The organism is Sporichthyaceae bacterium (assembly GCA_036269075.1).
Taxonomy (GTDB): Bacteria; Actinomycetota; Actinomycetes; order Sporichthyales; family Sporichthyaceae; genus DASQPJ01.
This window is the reverse complement of sequence record DATASX010000088.1, coordinates 13898-32855: the sequence shown is the minus strand read 5'-3', so window position 1 is coordinate 32855 and position 18958 is coordinate 13898. Positions and strand designations below refer to the sequence as shown.

Here is an 18958-nt window from a genome sequence, read left to right as displayed (position 1 = left end):
CTACAGGTGTATTCCGCGCTCGTCCTGCAGGCCCGTCGGGCTGTACCAGTAGGGCTGCGCCGGTCGTCCCGTCAGGTGCGGGTGGACCGACACCGGACGCCGGTTGGACATCGCCCACATCAGCGTCAGCCCGAGGATTGCGGCCGTGCAGCCGAGGAACACCACTACCGCGGCAGTGACGGACAGCGAATCGATCATTTCTGGCTCCTCCCACTCATCACCGAACTGATATGCGTCTCGGTTACTGAATTCTCAGGTGCCTGACCCTCAGGATGCGCCTGCGCGTCCTTACCGTCCAGTGACGGCAGTCCCTGCGCTCATCGATGAGCGCAGTGCGCACTCTCATGCGCGAGGCGCGCACTCTCATACGCGAGGCGTCGGATTCGCGGCTTCGGCGGGCCCGAACTGATGCTCCAGGTATGAGAGTGCGCCCGGGCGCCCCCGGAGCGGGCGTCGCTAGGGTCGACCCCATGAGAATCGGGGTGCTGACCGGTGGTGGGGACTGTCCTGGGCTGAACGCCGTCATCCGTGGGGTGGTGCGCAAGGGCGTCGGGACGTACGGGCACGAGTTCGTCGGTTTCCGCGACGGCTGGCGCGGCCCGCTGGAGGCCCTGACGATGCCGCTCGGGGTTCCCGAGGTGCGCGGGATCCTGCCCCGCGGCGGGACGATCCTGGGCAGCTCGCGGACGAACCCGATCAAGGTGGACGGCGGCGTCGAACGCATCCGCAAGAACCTCTCCGAGCTGGGCGTCGACGCCCTGATCGCGATCGGCGGCGAGGACACGCTCGGGGTGGCCACCCGCCTGCACGCGGAGGGCGTCCCGGTCGTCGGCGTGCCGAAGACCATCGACAACGACCTGTCGGCCACCGACTACACGTTCGGCTTCGACACCGCGGTCAACGTCGCCACCGAGGCGATCGACCGGCTGCACACCACGGCCGAGTCGCATCATCGGGCCCTGGTCGTCGAGGTGATGGGCCGGCACGCCGGATGGATCGCGTTGCATTCCGGGATGGCCGGCGGGGCGAATCTGATCCTGATCCCCGAGGTGCCGTTCGACATCGTGCGGGTCTGCGAGTTCGTGAAGCACCGTTTCGAGAGCCACTACGCGCCGATCGTCGTCGTCTCCGAGGGCGCTGTGCCCAAGGAAGGCACGATGGAGCTGCGCACCGCCGGGACCGACGCCTTCGGCCACGTCCGCCTCGGCGGCATCGGCGACCGGGTCGCGTCGGAGATCGAGGCCCGCACCGGCGCGGAGTCGCGGGCCGTCGTACTCGGGCACGTGCAGCGCGGCGGCAAGCCGACGGCCTTCGACCGCTGGCTGGCCACCCGCTTCGGGCTGCACGCGATCGACGCGGCCAACGACGCCGACTGGGGCAAGATGGTCGCCCTGCGTGGCACCTCGATCGTGCGGGTCCCGCTGGCCGAGGCGACCGCCGCGCTCAAGCTCGTCGACCCGAACCTCTACGCCGAGGCCGAGGTCTTCTTCGGCTGAACTGAGTCGTGCGCGCGACGAAGGAGCACGCGCGGCCAGGAAGCCGAGGATGGGCGCCGCGGCTGATCTGAGTCGTGCGCGCGACGAAGGAGCACCCGCGGCCAGGAAGCCGAGAATGGGCGCAGCGGCTGACCGGGAGGCCGAGCGCGATGCAGCGTCGGGACGTCTGGCTGCGGCTGGACCTGATCGTCGCGCTGTTCGTGCTGCAGCTGTACGTGACCCTGCCCGGCGGACTGGGGCTGACCGGCTGGGCGGCGGAGCTCGTCCGCTGGGGCACAACCGCGCTGATGCTGGTCATCGCGTGGCCGGGACTGCGGCTGCGCTGGGCGCAGCGCCGGAAGAGGTGGACGCTGTTGGCGCCGCTGCTTCCCATCGGGCTCATCGCTGCCATCCACTTGGGTGCACCGCTCTGGGCGGGTGCGGCCGTGCCGGCGGTCGCGCTCGCGGCCGGGTGCGCGCTGGCGCTGCGCTCGGCACGTGGCCAGTGGGCCCGCGGTGGCCGGCTGTCCAAGGCCAAGACGCTCGGCCTGGTGTACGTGGCGGTCGCGCTCGTGGTGATTGCGGTCTCGTCGTTGCGCAGCGCCTTCAAGTCCGGCGACGACGGCCCGAAGACCGTGTTCATCACGGCTGAACCGGAGCATCGACCCGCGGCAGACGATTCGTGACACCTGCCCGGACGTGATCGACGTGCTCACGATCGATCTCGACGAGGATCTGGACCGGGCGCACGGCACCATCCAGTACTGGGTCGCCCGGACGCCCACACAGCGGTTCAAGGACGCCGCGCTGAATCTGCAGACCGGCGTTGTCGCCTGCCCCTGAGCGGGCTGGACCCGAAGCCGCCGATGAACTCCCGGGGCGCCGGCGCCCACTCGGCGCATTTCCCGGCCTGCGGGTGTCAGCATTGCGACATGTGGCGTGCCGCCGCGCCGATTGCCGCGCTCACGCCGATGTTCAGTTCGCCCGCGGCGAATGCACGGCCCAGTTCCGTTCGGGCGGCGAAGATCGCCTGTCCGACCACCACGTTGTGCCTGTACCCAGGTCCGGAGTTCCAGGGTCAGCCGTTCCTGGTTCCGGCGCCGGTTGCGGCCGCCGGGTAGCGCATGAACAACGAACGGTATCGCTCGGTGCGCAGGGTTGCGCACTGAGCATCGCCGCGACGGCGTGATCGGACGTCCCCGCGGGAACGTTTTCTCAGTTCACCGAGCCGCGCGGGGTGCCCGGACAGGTCGTGTAGACGCCGTCCAGGTTCCGGCCGGACATCGCGTCGACGAAGACGATTTGGTCGCACCTCTCCGCGGGCGGCAGCTGACCGGGGCAGGGACCGCAGCACGCGCACCCGACCGGCACCCCTGCCTCGTGGTTGGTCACCACCCACGCCAACTTCCGGCCGTAGCGATGCTTGGCTCGGCAGCCGGGGAAGCCGCCGTACGTGAGGGACCGCAGGTTCGCGTCGGGCGTGACCGGCCGGTTCTGCCGGTCGCGCATTCCTCCGGCTCGGCGCGCGATCCCGATCGCCTGCTCGCGGGTGATCCTCGGCCGTGCGTCCGCGGGCGGGGGCCCGGTCAGGATCCCGATGCCGGGATAGGCCTTCTCGCCGGGGCCGGGACGGACCGGGCACTGCATGACGGTGCTGCAGTGCGGCGGGGTCGTGTGCGCCGCGCAGTACTCCGGTGACATCTCGGTGAAGAACCTCGGGTCGCACTTGGCCATGTCGTCGGGGTGCTGAGCGCAGTACGACCCGGGCCGCGGCGTGAACGTGGCTGTCGGCATCGATTGCGGCGCTCCGGCCGCGCCGGCCTCGGCCAACTGCGGCCCGCATCCACCGAGAACCGTCAGCGCGGCCGCCGCCGCCAGTGCGCTCAGGTGCTTCACGCCGTCCTCCGGGAGCCATCGTTCCTGCTTTCACCAGCGAGGACGGCGCAATACGGACATTCGTTCACCGACGTGCGCGATTCCGGCAGATCAGGGTCGTGAGGGGGTACTCCGGGACTCCGTTGGCCCGCGCTCGGGATCCGCGCCGGGCGCGTGGTGCTGCTGGTGAATGTCCCGGTCGGGTTCGGGGAGCGCCTGGACGGCCGGACGACGTGGACCTGCGTCGAGCTTCGGGGCAGCCGGCCGACTTGCTGGGGCTGCGTGTCGAACTGCGACCCGGATCAGTCCTCGGCAGGCGGTTCCTCGTGGTGCGGGTGCCGCTTGATGTGGATGACCTCGCCCGGATCGATCGGGCGGGGAGCGATGACTGAGTTGGCGGTCTCGACCCGGGCCGGCTCGGTCGGCATGCGCGGCCGCCGGCCGCCGAACGCCAGGTAGGAATCCGGCGCTCCGGCGTACTCCGCGAACTCCGCGGTGGCCTCGCGGCGCCTACCGAACAGCTCGCGAATCGCGCTCATCAGGCTCATCGCGGCACCCCCGTTTGATCACCTATGTGCTGAACGTAGGCGAACCGCGACGTCCGTGGGTTATGAATTCGAAGGCTCGTCCCACTCCGACGTACCCTTTGACCGTGACCGTTGACCTCGACAGCTGGCGGACCCTGCCCGCGCTGCAGCAGCCCGAGTACCCCGATCAGGCCGCTGTGGCCGACGTCACTGCCCAATTGCGGGCGCTGCCGCCGCTGGTGTTCGCGGGTGAGTGCGATCTGCTGAAGAAGCGCCTGGCCGCCGTGGCCCGCGGTGAGGCGTTCCTGCTCCAGGGCGGCGACTGCGCCGAGGCCTTCGAGGTTTGCGGCGCGGACGCGTTGATGGCCAAGCTGCGCACGCTGCTGCAGATGGCCGCGGTGCTGACCTACGCGGGCAGCGTGCCGGTGGTCAAGCTGGGCCGCTTCGCTGGGCAGTACGCCAAACCGCGGTCGTCCCCGATGGAGACGCGCGACGGCATCGACCTGCCGTCCTACCGCGGTGACGCGGTCAACGGCGCCGAGTTCACCGAGGCGGCGCGCATCCCGGACCCGAACCGCCTGCTGCGCATGTACAACATGTCCGCCGCGACGCTGAACCTGGTCCGGGCCTTCACCACCGGTGGTTACGCCGACCTGCGCCAGGTGCACGCCTGGAACCAGGACTTCGTCGCGTCCAGCCCGGCCGGGCAACGCTACGAGTCGCTGGCCCGCGAGATCGACCGGGCCATGGAGTTCATGGCCGCCTGCGGCGTCGACGTCGACCAGTTCCGCGCCGTCGAGATGTACTGCAGCCACGAGGCGTTGCTGCTGGAGTACGAGCGGGCGCTGACCCGGATCGACTCCCGCACCGGGCTGCCGTACGACGTCTCCGCGCACTTCGTGTGGATCGGGGAGCGCACCCGAAACCTCGACGGTGCCCATGTCGAACTGCTGCGCAAGATCCGCAACCCGATCGGCGTGAAGGTCGGTCCCTCGGCCACGGCCGACGACGTCCTGGCGTTGGTCGACGCGCTCGACCCGGACCGCGAGCCCGGCCGGCTGACGCTGATCACCCGCATGGGCGCGGGCAAGGTCCGCGACAACCTGCCGCGGCTGGTCGAGAAGGTCGTCGCCGCCGGGATCGTCGTGCCGTGGGTGTGCGACCCGATGCACGGCAACACCTACGAGGCGCCCAGCGGACACAAGACCCGTCGGTTCGACGACGTACTCGACGAGGTCCGCGGTTTCTTCGAGGTCCACCGGGCCCTGGGCACTCACCCGGGCGGCATCCACATGGAACTGACCGGCGACGATGTGACCGAATGCGTCGGTGGCGGGTACGCCCTCGTCGAGGGCGACCTGCACCAGCGCTACGAGACCGTCTGCGACCCGCGATTGAACCGCAACCAGTCCTTGGACCTGGCCTTCGAGGTCGCCGAGTTGTACCGGGACCAGCACTGACCATCGTCGATCTGCGCAGCGACACGGTCACCCGGCCGACCGCGCCGATGCGGACGGCGATGGCCGCGGCCGAGGTCGGCGACGACGTCTACGGCGAGGATCCGACGGTCCGTCAGTTGGAGGAGCGGGTCGCCGATCTGCTCGGCCATGAGGCGGCGCTGTTCACGCCGACCGGCTCGCTGGCGAACCAACTGGGCGTCAGATTGCTTGTCAGACCGGGCGAAGAGGTGCTCTGCGAGTCGACCGCGCACATCGTGCGCGCGGAGCTGGGCGGGCATGCGGCGTTCGGGGGAGTGACGACCCGGACCTGGACGGCGCAGCGCGGGCAGTTGGTCGCCGACGACGTGCGCCGAGCCGTCGCCCCGCCGGCCGGGCCATTCCTGGTCTCCACCGGCGTGGTCTCGGTGGAGAACACGCACAATTTCGGCGGTGGCACGGTCTCGGAGTTGGCCGAGCTACGGGCGCTGCACGGTTACGCCCGAGCGGGCGGCTTCCGCCTGCATCTGGACGGCGCTCGGTTGTGGAACGCGTCCGTGGCGACGGGGACGGCACTGGCCGATTACGGCGAGTTGTTCGACGCGGTCACCGTCTGCCTGTCCAAGGGCCTGGGTGCGCCGGTGGGTTCGTTGGTGGTCGGTTCGGTCGACTTGATCGAGCAGGCCCGGTGGTGGCGCAAGCGCATGGGCGCCGGGATGCGTCAGGTAGGCATCCTGGCGGCCGCCGGGCTCTACGCCCTGGACCATCACCTCGAGCGCCTGGCCGATGACCATCGCCGCGCACGCGGCCTCGCCGAGCGCCTGACCGAGGCCGGGGCGGCGGTGGCGCCGGTGGACACGAACATCGTGGTCGTCGCGCTTGCGGAGGACGGGCCGCGGGCCGATGAGATCTCGGCGGCCGCGCGCGAGCACGGCGTGCTGGTGGGCGGCCTCGGCCCTCGGGTGCTGCGCCTGGTGACCCACCTCGACGTGGACGACGCCGGCTGCGACCGCGCGGCCGACGTCCTCGTCCCGCTGCTCAAGGCATAGCCGCCAGGAGGCTCAGGTGCTGCCGCCCCCCGGCGGCCGCGAGACGCACTGCGACAGGTAGATCGCCTCGCCGAGGGCGTCCATCAACTGGAGCTGGGTCTCGAGGTAGTCGATGTGCTCCTCCTCGTCGGCGAGGATCTCCTCCAGCAGATTCGCGCTGGTGATGTCGCCTTTCTCGCGGCACATCGTGATCCCCGGCCGCAGGCGCGCGACGACCTCCAGCTCGACGGACAGGTCGGCCTGGAACTGCTCGCGGACGGTCTGGCCGATCCGCAGCGGCAGCAGCTTCTGGTAGTTGGGCAGGCCCTCCAGGAAGAGGATCCGGTCGGTGACGTGCTCGGCGTGGTGCATCTCCTCGATGGACTCGGCGCGAGTCTTCTCGGCGAGCTCCGTGTAGCCCCAGTTCTGCTGCATCTTGGCGTGCAGGAAGTACTGGTTGATCGCGGTCAACTCGCTGGTCAGCTGCTCGTTCAGGAGAGCGATGACCTCCGGATCGCCTTGCATTTTCCCCGCCTGTCGGTCGATGCTGCGCGGCCAGATGACCATGGCAAGTTATCGGCCGAACGGGGGTGTGTCATCGAAGGCCAGCCAATCCTGACCCGCGGTGTCGCGGCCGCGGCGGGCCCGGAAGGTCGTTCAGGCGGTTCGCGCGAGGGCCCGCAGGCGGCAGCCGTAGGGCGCCGAGCCGTCGAGAAGTTCCCCCAGCCGCTGCAGGCAGCCGCCGCAGCCGGTCCCGGCACCGGTCTCGTCGCCGACCTCGTCCTCGGTGTGCGCGCCGGCGGACACGACGTCGAGGATCTCGTCCTCGGTGACGGCGTGGCAGAGGCAGACGTACAAGGCGAGTGCTCCAAGGAAGGCGGGACTTACTTAGGAAAGCCTAAGTGAACTAATCGCCCAACGCCAGTCCCGGACACCAACTCGGTGTGTAGGGCGTGTCACGTGCTCAGAAGAACGCGTACTGCAGGTGGATCGTGGTCCCGGTGGGCACCTGCGTGCCCGGCTTCGGGTCCTGACCGGTCACCTTGTTGCCGAAGCCGAAGTTCGAGCTGTCCGACTCCAGGTTCATCCGCTCCAGCACCTGTTCGGCCTGCTCGCGGCTCATCCCGACCAGGTTCGGCACGGTGACCATCGCCCCGTTGCCGCCGGGGGCGCCGGAGACCTGCAGGGTGATCGTCGAGTTGTGCGGCGCCTTCTGGTCCGGGGTCGGGCTCTGCGCGACGACGGTCCCGGAGTCGGCGCCGGAGGCCACCTGTTGGGTCGCCACTTGGAATCCGGCCTGCTGCAACGTCCGGGTGGCGTCGTCGACCGAGTCGCCGATCACGTTGGGCACAGCCGTCGGCTTGCCGCCGTCGCTGACCACCAGGTTCACCACGGCGTTGCGCTTCAAGGCGGTCCCGACAGCCGGGTCGGTGGAGGCGACCTGGCCGGCCGCGACGGTGTCGCTGTACTTGTGCGTGACCGTGCCCGGGCTCAGCCCGGCGTCGATCAATTGCTGCTTGGCGTCGTCCAGGCCCGCGCCGGCAACCGAGGCCGGGACGGCGATCCGCTCCGGGCCCTTCGACAGCACGACGGTGATCCAGCCGTGCTTGGCCACCGGGTGGCCGGGCAGCGGGTCGGTGCTGAGCACCTCGCCGGCCCCGACGTTCTCGCTGAACTGGCCCGCGTCGGCGAAGCGGAGCTGCAGGCCGTTTGTCCTCGCCTTCGTGAGCGCCTGATCCTTGCTGAGGTTGAGCAGCGACGGGGTGCTGACCGAGTTGTCGGCGGCCAGGCGCCAGCCGCCGACGCCGAGGGCCAGCGCGGCGCACACCACCGCGGCCAGTGCCAACCGGCCCCGGCTGCGGCGCCGGGCGAACCGGGGCGGCGCGGCGACGACCGTGGTCGGCGGCAGGATGCCGCCGCCGGACGCGGTCTCGAACGAGAGGGTGGGCTGGGCCGGCGTTCGGTGCTGCGCGACCTCCTCACCCCAGACTGCCGTCGTCGCCGCCTCCGCTGCGGCCTGGGCACCGGCGACGTCGTCCAGGGCGTCGGCGGACAGTCCGCGGCGTAAGGCCAGCAGTTCCCGCAGGAACTCCCCGGCATCGGCCGGGCGCCCGGCGGCGTTGCGGCAGGTGGCCCGGCGCACCAAGGCGTCGATCTCGCCGGGCAGGGTCGGCCGGGTCAGCGACGGGGCCGGCACGTCGGAGTTCACGTGCTGGTAGGCGATCTGCAGCGGGGTCTCGCCGTAGTGCGGCTGATGGCCGGTCAGGCACTCGTAGAGCAGGATGCCCGCGGCGTAGACGTCGCTGCGCTGGTCGGCTGTGCCCCGGTCGACCTGCTCGGGCGAGAGGTACGCGACGGTCCCGATCAGGGTCCCGGTGACGGTGGCGTTGCTGACCGCGCGGGCCAACCCGAAGTCGGCGACCTTCACCCGGCCGTCGTCGGCGATGAGCACGTTCTCCGGCTTGACGTCGCGGTGCACCAGGCCCGCCGCATGCGCCGCCGCCAGGGCTGCCAACACCGGCTCCAGGACCGCGAAGGTCTCCCGCGGCGTGAGCCGGCCGCGTTCGCGCAGCCAGTCGCGCAGGGTGCGCCCGCGGACGTACTCCATCGCGATGAACACGTGCCCGGAATCGGCGCTCTGGTCGTACACCGCAACGGCGGCCGGGTGCGAGAGCCGGGCCGCGGCGTGCGCCTCACGGATGAAGCGCGACACGAACTCGCGGTCGACCGCGAGGTTCGGGTGCATGACCTTCAGGGCGACCTCGCGGCCCAGCCTGGTGTCCAGCGCCGTGTAGACGGTCGCCATCCCGCCCCGTGCCAACCGGCGCGTGACGCGGTAGCGGCCGTCGAGGAGCTGGCCCACCAACGGGTCCGACAGCGCAGTACTCATGTCCGATCGAGTCTAAGGTCGCAAGCCGACTTGCCGTCGTCATCGACAGAAATCCCAGCTCACAGCCTCTTAACGATCAGGTCTCGCCGAGCACCCCGATGGTCGGTGAGGAGGCGTTGGCGTGGGTACGAACCGGGATACGTCCGGCATTTCGGGCATATCGCCCGGCGATCACGGCATGCCGCATCGCGGCTGCCATCGCAGCCGGGTCCTGCGCGCGGGTCACCGCGGAGGCGAGCAGGACCGCGTCGCAGCCCAGTTCCATCGCCAGGGCCGCGTCGGAGGCCGTCCCGATGCCCGCGTCGAGCACGACCGGGACACCGGCGCTCTGGACGATCAGCTCGATGTTGTGCGGGTTGCGGATGCCCATCCCCGAGCCGATCGGGGAGCCCAACGGCATGACCGCCGCACACCCGGCCTGTTCCAGTCGCCGGGCCAGGACCGGGTCGTCGGTGGTGTACGGCAGGACGATGAAGCCGTCGGCGACGAGTTTCTCGGCCGCCTCCAGGGTCTCCACCGGATCGGGCAGCAGGGTGCGGTCGTCGCCGATCACCTCGAGCTTGACCCAGTCGGTCTCCACGGCCTCGCGGGCCAGTCGGGCGGTCAGCAGCGCCTCGCCGACGGTCCGGCAGCCGGCCGTGTTCGGCAGCACCGCGATGTTCAGCCGGCGCAGCAGATCCAGCACCGAGCCGCGCGCCGCGGCGTCGATGCGGCGCATCGCCACTGTGGTCAGTTCGGTACCCGAGGCCACCAGCGCCGCCTCGAGAATTTCCAGGCTCGGCGCTCCACCGGTACCCATGACCAGCCGGGAGCCGAACGGCCGACCGGCGATCAGCAGGGGCTCGATCTCCGACCGGAATGCGATCTGATGCATGCTCACTTATTCACCCACCTTGAACTGCGGTCAACACCTCGACCCGATCGCCGTCGCCCAGCAGCAGGCTGGGCCAGCGGCCGCGGGGCACCACCGCGCCGTTGACCGCCGCCGCGACCCCACGCGCCGAGGCGCTGCCGGCCAGTTCGGCGACCAGATCGGCCACAGTGGTCCCGGACGGGCGCTCCGACGCTGTCCCGTTGACGATCACGGTCACCGGCCCCTCCGGGCCGTTGCCCTCGCCCTGATTCACGCGGCGCCGTCCACGGCCCGCGCGAACCGGTCGGCGGCAAACGGTCGGGCCACGGCCGGCAACTCGCCGCCGCGCAGCACGGCGGCGATCGCCTCGGCGGTCGTCGGGGTCAGCAGCACGCCGTTGCGGTAGTGCCCGGTGGCCACGACCAGGTTCTCCAGATGGGCGCGGCCGAGCAGCGGCCCGTTGTCGGTGGTACCCGGGCGCAGCCCGGCGAGCGTCTCGACCAATGCGCACTCACCGATCGCGGGCAGCAGTTCGGTCGCGTCGCGAAGCAGGTCGTGGACCGCTCCCGCGGTGACTGTGGTGTCGAAGCCCTGCTCCTCGACGGTCGCCCCGAGCACCAGTTCACCGTCGGCCCGGGGGACCAGGTAGATGCTGGCGCCACGGACCAGGCCGCGCAGGGTGCGGCCGATCAGCGGCCGCATGCTCGCCGGGACGGTCAGCCGCAGCAGTTGGCCCTTCACGGGGCGCAGGCAGGCGAACGCCTCGGCAGGCAGACCGCCCAACCCACCGGTCGCGGCGCCGGCGGCCAGTACGACCTGACCGGCGGCCAACGCACTGCCGTCCGCGAGCACGACCCCGACCGCCCGCTCGCCGCGCCGGACAACCGCGGCGACTCTCGAGCGCACCACCTCGACCCCGGCGGCGGCGCAACCGGCCAGCAGGGCGGCGACCAGTCGCCGTGGGTCGACCTGGTGATCGCCGTCGACCTGCAGCCCGCCGCGGATGCCCGGGGCGAGCATCGGCTCGAGCCGGCGGGCCTCCCGAGCGGTGAGTTCGGCGACCTCCAGGCCCAACTTGCGTTGGAACGCGGCCAGTTCGCCGATCACGTTCAGGTCGCCGCCGTCAGCGGCCACCAGCAGCGTCCCGCTGGGCCGGTACGCGGGGTCGACGCCGGTCGCGGCCTGCAACTCGGCGACGAACTCGGGGTAACGGGCCGCGGAGTCCAGGTTCAGCCGCAGCAGGTCGTCCTCGTTGTAGGCCGCCTCGGTCACCGGCGCGAGCATCCCGGCGGCGACGTACGAGGCCCCGCTGCCGGGTGCCGGGTCGACCACGGTGACGCGCAGCCCGTCCAGGGCGGCTCGCCGGGCGACCGCCAAGCCGATCACGCCTGCACCCACCACGGCGACGTCGGGGCAGCGATCGGTGTTCGACTCCTCGATCATCTCGGCGTCAGCCTATGCCGGCCCGGATGAGAGGCTGAGGGATGCGACGGTGCCGGCTCGGACGGGGTGGAACGCGGTGAGCGAGCTTGCGAGTGAACCAATGTCACAGTGCAAGCCACTGCCGGGCGTGCGCGGGCGAACGGGGGCGCGCCGGTGACAGTGCAGGACTCGGCTGACCCGGTGGAGCAGGCGGTCGGTCGGTGGTTGACCTTGCCTGAGCTGGCCGAGGAGCTCGGGACGGACGCCGCCCGGGTGCGGCGGATGTACTCCGAGGGCCAGTTCGTGGCCCGGCGACGCGGGGAGCGCTCCGTCCTGTCGGTGCCCGCCGAGTTCGTCCAGGACGCGGTGCTGGTCAAGGGCCTGACGGGCACGTTGACCGTGCTGTCCGACGTGGGGTACGCCGAGGAGGAGTCGTTGACCTGGTTGTTCACCGAGGACCCGAGTTTGCCCGGCAGCCCGATCACCGCGCTGCGGGAGAACCGGGGCACTGAGGTGCGTCGGCGCGCCCAGGCGCTGGCCTTCTGAGAGATGGATCTCCGTTCCCGGCTGGCCACGGCCCGGCTTTACCTGTGCACCGATGCCCGGGAACGGCAGGGCGATCTTGCCGAGTTCGCCGACGCGGTCCTGGCGGGCGGGGTCGACATGATCCAGTTGCGGCAGAAGGGCCTGGAGGCCCGCGCCGAACTGGCCGCGTTGGAGATCCTTGCCGATGCCGCCGCCCGGCACGGCGCGCTGTTCGCGGTGAACGACCGCGCCGATCTCGCCTACGCCTCCCGGGCCGACGTGCTGCACCTGGGCCAGGACGACCTGCCGGTACCCGATGCCCGGTACCTGATCGGTTCGGCGCCCCTGATCGGGCGCTCCACGCACGATCCGGACCAGGTCGACGAGGCCGAGTCCGAGCCGGGGGTCGACTACTTCTGCGTGGGACCGACCTGGCCGACTCCGACCAAACCGGGCCGTCCGGCCCCCGGCCTCGACCTGCTCCGGTACGCCGCTGCGCGCTCCCGCCGGCCCTGGTTCGCGATTGGCGGGATCGACCTGGACCGATTGGACGAGGTGCTGGCGACCGGTGCCGCCCGAGTGGTGGTGGTTCGGGCCATCACGGACGCGGACGATCCGGGCGCCGCCGCCGCCGAGTTGTCGAAACGTCTTGCTGAGAAGACGATCACTCAAATCTGACTGGGCGTCATATTACGGTTCCACGGTTGGGCAAAGTCCCCGCGGCCGCGCAACGACGTCAGTAGCGTTCTTCGTGGCGGGGTTCGCCCCGTCTTCGGGCCGGTTCCCCGAGAGTCCGCCCGGAGCCGGCGGGCGGGGCTTTGTCCCTCGGGACACGGCCCCGCCCGTTCGGTACCGCCGGCGGCGCCACAAAATTGGGCCGTGCGTCACCTCTCCTACCTGGTCGTCCTGGGTGCCTGCCTGCTCGCAACGCTCCCGCTGGAGCTTCTGCGCGGGGTACGCGTGCTGCGCCGGCCCGTGCGCCTGGTGGCGACCCTGCTGGCAGCCGGTGCCCCGTTCGTGCTCTGGGATGCGCTGGCCACCGAGCACCGGCAGTGGCGTTTCGACCCGGCGCAGACCCTGCCGCCCCGGGTGTTCGGGCTGCCGGTGGAGGAGCTCGGGTTCTTCGTGGTGATCCCGTTGGCGATCATCCTGACGGTGGAGGCGGTCCGGGCGCTGAGGGCTCGGGCCGACCTGACCGGGCCGCCGCGGTGACGTACACGGCCTGGGCGGTGCTCGCCGTGGTGGCGGTCCTGGGGCTCGATCTGGCCGTGCCGCGCAGCCGCCTGGTGCTGCGCCGGGAGTTCTGGATCTCCTACGCGATCGTGCTGTTCTTCCAGTTGCTCACGAACGGGTGGCTGACCGGGCGACGGATCGTCACCTACAGCGCGCGGGCGGTGCTCGGGAGCACGACGCCGCACCTGCTCGGCGCCGGACGAGTTGGCTACGCGCCGGTGGAGGACCTGCTGTTCGGCTTCGCACTCGTGCTGTGGACGTTGCTGTGCTGGGACACCTTCGGCAGGCGCAACGTGTCGGGGGCGGGCCAGGACCGGCGGGCCCGACGGTAGGCGGAGAGCCCGACCCGGACCCGGGTGACCGTGCCGACGGTCGCGCGCGCCCGCAGCACCTGGTAGTCGCTGCGCTCGACCGCGTCGAGGATTCCGGCGTACAGCCCGTGGGCGGCGCCGATGCACTCCCGGCTGGACGGGTGCAGCATCGCGATGCCGGGGCGCGCGAGGTCGTACCAGGACCGGGCACGGGCGATCTGGAACCGGATCAGCTCCCGGACCCGTGGGGTAACCTCGCCGCGCTCCAGATCGGTGCGGGTGACGGCGAACCGGGCGAGGTCCTCACCGGGCAGGTACAACCGGCCCCGGACGAGGTCCTCGCCGACGTCGCGGATGAAGTTGGTCAACTGGAACGCGATTCCCAGCGCCTGCGCGGCGTTGCCCGCGTCCGGGTGCTGCGTTCCGAGGATGGGCAGCATCTGCAGACCGATCACCGCCGCCGAACCGTGCATGTAGCCGAGCAGGTCGTCGAACGTGTCGTACTGATGGACCGTCAGGTCGGTGGCCATCGCGTCCAGGAACGCGGTCACGTGCTCGAGCGGGATGTCCCAGGTGCGAACGGTGTGCACCATCGCCCGGCCCACCGGGTGCGTGCTGCGCCCGGCTTGCAACTCGGCGACCCGGGTCGCGGTCCAGGCCTCGAGGCGTGCGCGACGTTGCGCGGGGGAGTCGGCGACCGCGAGGTCGTCGACGATCTCGTCGGTCGCCCGGGCGAAGCCGTAGAGCGCCCACACCCAGGGCCGGCGCGCCGGCGGGAGCAGGTTCGTGGCGAGGTAGTACGTCCGGCCATGGCGGGCGTGCAGGGACCGACAGGCCCGGAACGAGGCCCGCAGGTCTGGGTCGTAGATCCCGGCGGCGTCCAGGCAGGTGTCCGGCGGCAGCATCAGCCGCCGCTCTTGCGGCGAAACGTCCGTTGCGCCTTGGCCGGGCCGTGCGCCGAGCCGCCGACCTTCGACGCCGGCCCGCCGGCAGCCTCGCCCTTGCCGCCCCCGCCGTGCTTACGGGCCAGGGCCTCGCGGAACTTCGCCTTCGGGTCGTCGCCGGCGAAGACGTCGACAGCCTCTTCCGCGGGGGCTTCCTCGGGGGCCGACTCCGACTCCGCAGTCGGTTCGGTGTCCTGCGCCATCGCCGTCTCCCTGCTGCTGCCGTTGTCGTCGGCCAGCCTAACCGGCTCAGGTGACCCAGCAGCGCGAGTGGTAGCGCCGGTCGGGCCCGGTGACGCGCTCGGCGGCCAGTCGACCGGAGACCAGCACGCAGGGGATGCCGACGCCGGGAACCGTACCCGATCCGGCCAGGACGACGTTGTCCCAGCCCGCGGCCAGGTTCGGCGGCCGGAACGGGCCGGTCTGGGAGAACGTGTGGGCCGCGGCGAACGGCGTGCCGGCCGCCATCCCGCGGTGCGCCCAGTCGTCCGGGGTCACGAACTCGGCGAGGGCGAAGTCGGCCGCGAACTCGGTGCGTCCGCGCGCCCGCAGCGTCGTCACCACCCGCTCCAGGTAGGGCTCGCGCAAGGTGGACCAGTTCTGACGGCCAGTCAGATTAGGTGTCGGGAACAGCACCGAATGGCAGTGCCGCCCGGGCGGGGCCAGGTCCGGGTCCGTCAACGACGGGGTGCTGACCAGGAACGACGGGTCGCTCATCAACTCGCCGCGGTCGATCAGTTCGGTGAACGTGCGGTCCCAGGCCGCACCGAAGTCGATCTCGTGGTGCACCCGGTCCGGTGCCGCGGGCCCTGTCCCGGCCAGCAGCAGCGCGCAGGATGGCGAGTAGCGCAGCCGCCGCACCCGGCGCGGGGCACCGCCCAGCAGGCGGTCCCAGGCCACCGGGAGATCCGCGGTGACGACCAGTGCGTCACAGGCGATCCGGTCGCCGTCCGCGGTCTGCACCGCGACGGCCCGACCGGCGGTGCGCTCAAGGCCGACGACCTCGGTGGACAACCGCACCTGCACCCCGTGTTTGGCCGCGGCGGCGGCCAGCGCGACCGGGACCGCGTGCATGCCGCCCCGCGGGAACCAGACCCCGGCGACGGTGTCCATGTACGAGATCACCCCGTAGGCGGCCAACGCCTGCGCCGGGGCCAGGCCCGCGTACATCGACTGGAACGTGAACAGCCGCCGCAGTCGAGGATCGGGCAACCGGCGGTGCACGGCGGGTTCGAGACGACCGAACCCGCCCGCGGCGATCAAGCGGGCCAGGTCCGGGGTGAGCAGGGCCAGCGGCGAGTCCAGATTGCGGTCGATGAAGCTGCGCATCTGGGCCCGGTACAGCCGCGCCGTCCAGGCGATCAGATCCCGGTAACCGGCCGCCGCGGCAGGCCCGGCGAACTCGGCAACCGCGTCGGCCATCCGCGTCGGGTCGGCGTGGACGTCGAGCGTCGAACCGTCGGCGAAGCGCGCCCGGTAGGCCGGGTCGAGGCGATCCAGGTGCAGCCAGTCGCGCAGTCGCTCGCCTACGCAGTCCAGCGCGTCGGCGAGCAGATCGGGCATCGTCAGCACGGTCGGCCCGGTGTCGTAGGTGTATCCGTCCAGTCGCAGCACGCCGGCCCGGCCGCCGGGCACCGCCGCCTGTTCCAGCAGTACGACCGACCGACCCGCGCCGGCCAGGCGCAGTGCGGCGGACAGCCCGGACAGGCCCGCGCCGATCACGACAACGCGGTCAGTCGGTCCATCGACCCGGCGCAACCCCACGGCACCCCTGTCCGATTGGTCCCACGCTCGGCCGCAACGCCACGGCACGGTCCGCGTAACCCTCTAAGCTCCAAAACTATGACTAGCGCAAATCCGACCGCTTCCGGTGGGGACGGACTGGGCGCGACGCTGCGCGATCTGCTTGCCTCCGGGGGCCGGTCGTACTCGTTCGAGTTCTTCCCGCCGGCCAACGACGAGGGCGAGAAGGCGCTCTGGGAGGCGATCCGCCGCCTGGAGCCGCTGGCCCCGACCTTTGTCTCGGTGACCTACGGTGCGGGCGGGTCGACCCGCGATCGCACCCTGCGGATCGTGGAGAACATCGGCACCGAGACCACGCTGACCGCGGTCGGCCACCTGACCTGCGTGGGCTCCTCGCGCGCGGAACTGCGCTCGGTGATCGGCGGATTCGCCGCCGCGGGCATCCGCAACGTGCTCGCCCTGCGCGGCGACCCGCCCGGCGGGCTGGGAACGGCGTGGGAGGCGCATCCGGAAGGCCTGGAGCATGCCGATGAACTCGTCCGCCTGCTGCGTGAACTCGGCGGGTTCTGCGTCGGGGTCGCGGCGTTCCCGGAGGGCCACCCGGAGTCGCGCGACCTGGACTCCGACGCGAAGTATCTGGCGGCGAAGGCCGCGGCCGGCGCGGATTTCGCGGTCACCCAGTTCTTCTTCGACGCCGACGACTACTTCCGGCTCGTCGAGCGCGCCGCTACGCACGGCTGCACCATCCCGATCCTGCCGGGAATCATGCCGGTCACGAACGTGTCGCAGATCGAGCGATTCGCGAAGCTGTCCGGGGCGGTGTTCCCGGCGGATCTGGCCGAACGACTGCACGCGGTGGCGGATCGCCCGGCGCAGGTGCGCCGGATCGGCGTGGAAGTCGCCTCCGAGTTGTGCGCGCGACTGCTCGACGGTGGCGCGCCCGGCCTGCACTTCTACACACTGAACCGGTCGACGGCGACCCTGGAGATCTACGAGAACCTCGGCCTGGCCCCGCGCCGGGCCCCGCGCCACCGGGCGGGTCCGGCCGGCCCCTGAAGCCCTTCTGAATCGCGTACACAGGCTCTTCACGGGCGAGATCGTCCGAATGTACGACACGCCTCGAGCGATTCGTTCGATGGGAAATCCGCTCGGGCCAGGCATTCTTTAGTCACGGAGTTACGGGCGCCCCACTTCCGGCGGGGTCGCGAGGACACGGAACTCCTAACGGAACTCGAACTACCGGGCGCGTACCGCTCACGCAAACGGTTACGGGGAAAGTTCCGAGGGTCTGTCAGGGCCAGGTACGTCGCAGTTGCCGAGGGGGTGCACCCTCGACAGCTGCGACGTCCGCCGTTAACGGCTCAGTTGCCGGGCCGGGCCCGACCCAGGTACTCGGCGACCAGCGCGCCGCCCAACGGCGCCAGATCCACCCCGGGGCCGGGATGTGCGGCGGAGCCGACGTGGAACAGACCGCTCACGGTGGTGGCGTTCGGCGCTCGTCGTAAGGCATCCCGCCCGTGCACGGCCGGTCCCACCATTGCGGCGGACTGGCGGATCTCGTGCCAGAGCAGGCGTTCGGAGATCTGGTGGCCGCGGGCATCCAGCACACCGATGATTGCTGTGGCCTGCCGGGCGCCGGGCGCGATCACCGTCAAACCGGTGTTGCCCTCCGGCGCCTGCGCGGGGCTGAGGAACAAAGTCGGGTCGGAGCTCCTCGGCTCGGCGGGGAACGAGACGATGTTGGGTACGGCGGGGCCCTCGCGCAACGCGAGCAGCAGCACGACGGCCGAGTCGGAGCGCTCGCCTGGTGTGGGCACCGACCCGGAGCACCAGCGGTCCACGGCGACGTCGTCCACCGCGGCAACCACGACGTCCGCGGGCAGTGTGGTTCCGTCAGCGGTCCGCACCCCACGGACCGCGCCGTCGGCGGTGTCGATGCCGATCACCTCGGTGTCGTAACGCAGTTCGGCTCCGCGCAGGCGCGCCCGCTCGGCGATCGCGTCGACCAGGACGCCGATCCCGCCGACCACTTCCCAGGCTCCGAAGGTCTGCTCGAGCCAGGGCCAGAGCACGGCGGTGGCCGGTGCCCGGTCCGGGTCGGACCCGAGCCGGCGCAGGTACGAGCCGCCCGCCTGGCGCAGTCGTTGATCCTTCAGATGACGATCCATCAGATCGGCGTAGGACTTGGCCGGGTGCAGTGTCGCGTGCGCGGCCCGCCCGGCCCGCCCGGCCCGCCAGCCCTGCGCCGGGGGCAGCGGGCCGGCCAGGAAGCCTTGCCGGAACTGGGCCCACACCTCATCGCCGGTCGCGATGAACCGGTCCCACTGATCCGCCGCGGATGCGCCGAGAGCTGCGCTCAACGCATCCATCGTGCCCGCGCGGGAGGCGTTGGGCAGATCGACCGAGGTGCCGTCGGCAAACTCCCAGCGCACCGCGGTGGGGACCGGACGCAGTTCGAGAAGGCTCTCCAGCGGGGCGTTCTTGCCGGTCTTCACGAACAGGTCGCGGTAGGCGGCCGGCAGGTGGACCAGGCTCGGCCCGAGGTCGAACCCGAACCCGTCGCGCTCCAGCCGCCCGGCCGCACCGCCCGGGCCGGAAGTTCTTTCCAGCACTGTGACCTCATGGCGCAGCCGGGCCAGTCGAGCGGCGACCGCCAGCCCGGACAACCCGGCGCCGACGACGAGCACCCGGGCCAA

The 18958-nt window shown here is 71.3% G+C and carries 23 protein-coding genes; 9 read left to right on the top strand and 14 right to left on the bottom strand.

Annotated features, from left to right (window positions below; all coding sequences use genetic code 11):
- Entirely contained in the window at positions 1–198 is a 198-nt protein-coding gene (locus tag VHU88_16615; GenBank protein HEX3613313.1) for a hypothetical protein, read from the bottom strand.
- A 272-nt stretch (positions 199–470) separates the two neighbouring features.
- Between VHU88_16615 and VHU88_16610 the strand changes: the two genes are divergently transcribed.
- The 3 genes from VHU88_16610 to VHU88_16600 all read left to right on the top strand — a co-directional run bounded on the left by VHU88_16610 (position 471) and on the right by VHU88_16600 (position 2318).
- Positions 471–1496: a 6-phosphofructokinase gene (locus tag VHU88_16610; protein ID HEX3613312.1), complete on the top strand. Its 1026-nt coding sequence runs from the start codon at positions 471–473 to the stop codon at positions 1494–1496.
- 149 nt (positions 1497–1645) lie between these two features.
- On the top strand, positions 1646–2161 hold the full coding sequence (locus VHU88_16605; GenBank protein HEX3613311.1) for a hypothetical protein: 516 nt from the start codon (positions 1646–1648) through the stop codon (positions 2159–2161).
- Positions 2162–2174: 13 nt separating this feature from the next.
- Positions 2175–2318, top strand: a complete 144-nt coding sequence (locus VHU88_16600; GenBank protein HEX3613310.1) for a hypothetical protein — start codon at positions 2175–2177, stop codon at positions 2316–2318.
- Positions 2319–2394: 76 nt separating this feature from the next.
- On the opposite strand, the gene VHU88_16595 is transcribed toward VHU88_16600, so the two are convergent.
- The 3 genes from VHU88_16595 to VHU88_16585 all read right to left on the bottom strand — a co-directional run bounded on the left by VHU88_16595 (position 2395) and on the right by VHU88_16585 (position 3898).
- The gene (locus VHU88_16595) at positions 2395–2520 is read right to left on the bottom strand and encodes a hypothetical protein (protein HEX3613309.1); all 126 of its coding nucleotides are present in this window, start codon (positions 2518–2520) and stop codon (positions 2395–2397) included.
- A gap of 170 nt (positions 2521–2690) precedes the next feature.
- Positions 2691–3371, bottom strand: coding sequence for a hypothetical protein (locus VHU88_16590; GenBank protein ID HEX3613308.1), 681 nt, complete (start codon positions 3369–3371; stop codon positions 2691–2693).
- A 281-nt stretch (positions 3372–3652) separates the two neighbouring features.
- Complete coding sequence (locus VHU88_16585; protein ID HEX3613307.1) at positions 3653–3898, bottom strand: hypothetical protein; 246 nt, start codon at positions 3896–3898, stop codon at positions 3653–3655.
- 104 nt (positions 3899–4002) lie between these two features.
- Here VHU88_16585 and VHU88_16580 point away from each other — a divergent pair, with 104 nt between their 5' ends.
- Positions 4003–5337 carry a 3-deoxy-7-phosphoheptulonate synthase class II gene (locus tag VHU88_16580; protein ID HEX3613306.1) on the top strand — a complete coding sequence of 445 codons (1335 nt, stop codon included), beginning with the start codon at positions 4003–4005 and terminating at the stop codon, positions 5335–5337.
- Complete coding sequence (locus VHU88_16575; protein HEX3613305.1) at positions 5334–6362, top strand: GntG family PLP-dependent aldolase; 1029 nt, start codon at positions 5334–5336, stop codon at positions 6360–6362. Before VHU88_16580 ends, VHU88_16575 begins: the two co-directional genes overlap by 4 nt.
- Before the next feature lie 12 nt (positions 6363–6374).
- Here VHU88_16575 and bfr read toward each other — a convergent pair whose 3' ends face one another.
- From bfr to thiO, 6 genes are all read right to left on the bottom strand, one after another.
- Complete coding sequence (gene bfr / locus VHU88_16570; protein HEX3613304.1) at positions 6375–6866, bottom strand: bacterioferritin; 492 nt, start codon at positions 6864–6866, stop codon at positions 6375–6377.
- A 132-nt stretch (positions 6867–6998) separates the two neighbouring features.
- Positions 6999–7199 (bottom strand): (2Fe-2S)-binding protein, encoded by a 201-nt coding sequence (locus tag VHU88_16565; protein HEX3613303.1) that lies wholly within the window; start codon positions 7197–7199, stop codon positions 6999–7001.
- A 106-nt stretch (positions 7200–7305) separates the two neighbouring features.
- Positions 7306–9231, bottom strand: coding sequence for a Stk1 family PASTA domain-containing Ser/Thr kinase (gene pknB / locus VHU88_16560; GenBank protein ID HEX3613302.1), 1926 nt, complete (start codon positions 9229–9231; stop codon positions 7306–7308).
- A gap of 76 nt (positions 9232–9307) precedes the next feature.
- Positions 9308–10105 (bottom strand): thiazole synthase, encoded by a 798-nt coding sequence (locus tag VHU88_16555; GenBank protein ID HEX3613301.1) that lies wholly within the window; start codon positions 10103–10105, stop codon positions 9308–9310.
- Between the two features lie 10 nt (positions 10106–10115).
- Positions 10116–10358 carry a sulfur carrier protein ThiS gene (gene thiS, locus VHU88_16550; GenBank protein HEX3613300.1) on the bottom strand — a complete coding sequence of 81 codons (243 nt, stop codon included), beginning with the start codon at positions 10356–10358 and terminating at the stop codon, positions 10116–10118.
- Positions 10355–11527, bottom strand: coding sequence for a glycine oxidase ThiO (thiO, locus tag VHU88_16545; protein HEX3613299.1), 1173 nt, complete (start codon positions 11525–11527; stop codon positions 10355–10357). The genes thiS and thiO overlap by 4 nt, the downstream gene beginning before the upstream one ends.
- 153 nt (positions 11528–11680) lie before the next feature.
- Here thiO and VHU88_16540 point away from each other — a divergent pair, with 153 nt between their 5' ends.
- The 3 genes from VHU88_16540 (at position 11681) to VHU88_16530 (ending at position 13243) form a co-directional block, all read left to right on the top strand.
- Positions 11681–12052: an Rv2175c family DNA-binding protein gene (locus VHU88_16540; protein HEX3613298.1), complete on the top strand. Its 372-nt coding sequence runs from the start codon at positions 11681–11683 to the stop codon at positions 12050–12052.
- 3 nt (positions 12053–12055) lie between these two features.
- Complete coding sequence (gene thiE, locus VHU88_16535) at positions 12056–12709, top strand: thiamine phosphate synthase (GenBank protein HEX3613297.1); 654 nt, start codon at positions 12056–12058, stop codon at positions 12707–12709.
- A 201-nt stretch (positions 12710–12910) separates the two neighbouring features.
- Positions 12911–13243, top strand: coding sequence for a lycopene cyclase domain-containing protein (locus VHU88_16530; protein ID HEX3613296.1), 333 nt, complete (start codon positions 12911–12913; stop codon positions 13241–13243).
- A gap of 229 nt (positions 13244–13472) precedes the next feature.
- Here the strand turns inward: VHU88_16530 and VHU88_16525 are convergent, their stop codons facing one another.
- From VHU88_16525 to crtI, 3 genes are read right to left on the bottom strand one after another with little or no spacing between them, the layout of a single operon-like run.
- Complete coding sequence (locus VHU88_16525; GenBank protein HEX3613295.1) at positions 13473–14480, bottom strand: phytoene/squalene synthase family protein; 1008 nt, start codon at positions 14478–14480, stop codon at positions 13473–13475.
- Positions 14480–14722 (bottom strand): DUF5302 domain-containing protein, encoded by a 243-nt coding sequence (locus VHU88_16520; GenBank protein ID HEX3613294.1) that lies wholly within the window; start codon positions 14720–14722, stop codon positions 14480–14482. The genes VHU88_16525 and VHU88_16520 overlap by 1 nt, the downstream gene beginning before the upstream one ends.
- Positions 14723–14768: 46 nt before the next feature.
- Positions 14769–16241 carry a phytoene desaturase family protein gene (crtI, locus tag VHU88_16515; protein ID HEX3613293.1) on the bottom strand — a complete coding sequence of 491 codons (1473 nt, stop codon included), beginning with the start codon at positions 16239–16241 and terminating at the stop codon, positions 14769–14771.
- A 120-nt stretch (positions 16242–16361) separates the two neighbouring features.
- Here crtI and metF point away from each other — a divergent pair, with 120 nt between their 5' ends.
- Positions 16362–17318 carry a methylenetetrahydrofolate reductase [NAD(P)H] gene (metF, locus tag VHU88_16510; GenBank protein ID HEX3613292.1) on the top strand — a complete coding sequence of 319 codons (957 nt, stop codon included), beginning with the start codon at positions 16362–16364 and terminating at the stop codon, positions 17316–17318.
- A 305-nt stretch (positions 17319–17623) separates the two neighbouring features.
- On the opposite strand, the gene VHU88_16505 is transcribed toward metF, so the two are convergent.
- Complete coding sequence (locus VHU88_16505) at positions 17624–18949, bottom strand: NAD(P)/FAD-dependent oxidoreductase (protein HEX3613291.1); 1326 nt, start codon at positions 18947–18949, stop codon at positions 17624–17626.
- Positions 18950–18958 lie beyond the last annotated feature (9 nt).

What these genes read in the sequence shown, in the direction of transcription:
- VHU88_16615 (HEX3613313.1), bottom strand. Translation starts at nt 198, where the DNA reads ATGATCGATTCGCTGTCCGTCACTGCCGCGGTAGTGGTGTTCCTCGGC.
- VHU88_16610 (HEX3613312.1), top strand. Translation starts at nt 471, where the DNA reads ATGAGAATCGGGGTGCTGACCGGTGGTGGGGACTGTCCTGGGCTGAAC.
- VHU88_16605 (HEX3613311.1), top strand. Translation starts at nt 1,646, where the DNA reads ATGCAGCGTCGGGACGTCTGGCTGCGGCTGGACCTGATCGTCGCGCTG.
- VHU88_16585 (HEX3613307.1), bottom strand. Translation starts at nt 3,898, where the DNA reads ATGAGCCTGATGAGCGCGATTCGCGAGCTGTTCGGTAGGCGCCGCGAG.
- bfr (HEX3613304.1), bottom strand. Translation starts at nt 6,866, where the DNA reads ATGCAAGGCGATCCGGAGGTCATCGCTCTCCTGAACGAGCAGCTGACC.
- pknB (HEX3613302.1), bottom strand. Translation starts at nt 9,231, where the DNA reads ATGAGTACTGCGCTGTCGGACCCGTTGGTGGGCCAGCTCCTCGACGGC.
- VHU88_16555 (HEX3613301.1), bottom strand. Translation starts at nt 10,105, where the DNA reads ATGCATCAGATCGCATTCCGGTCGGAGATCGAGCCCCTGCTGATCGCC.
- thiO (HEX3613299.1), bottom strand. Translation starts at nt 11,527, where the DNA reads ATGATCGAGGAGTCGAACACCGATCGCTGCCCCGACGTCGCCGTGGTG.
- thiE (HEX3613297.1), top strand. Translation starts at nt 12,056, where the DNA reads ATGGATCTCCGTTCCCGGCTGGCCACGGCCCGGCTTTACCTGTGCACC.
- VHU88_16525 (HEX3613295.1), bottom strand. Translation starts at nt 14,480, where the DNA reads ATGCTGCCGCCGGACACCTGCCTGGACGCCGCCGGGATCTACGACCCA.
- VHU88_16520 (HEX3613294.1), bottom strand. Translation starts at nt 14,722, where the DNA reads ATGGCGCAGGACACCGAACCGACTGCGGAGTCGGAGTCGGCCCCCGAG.
- metF (HEX3613292.1), top strand. Translation starts at nt 16,362, where the DNA reads ATGACTAGCGCAAATCCGACCGCTTCCGGTGGGGACGGACTGGGCGCG.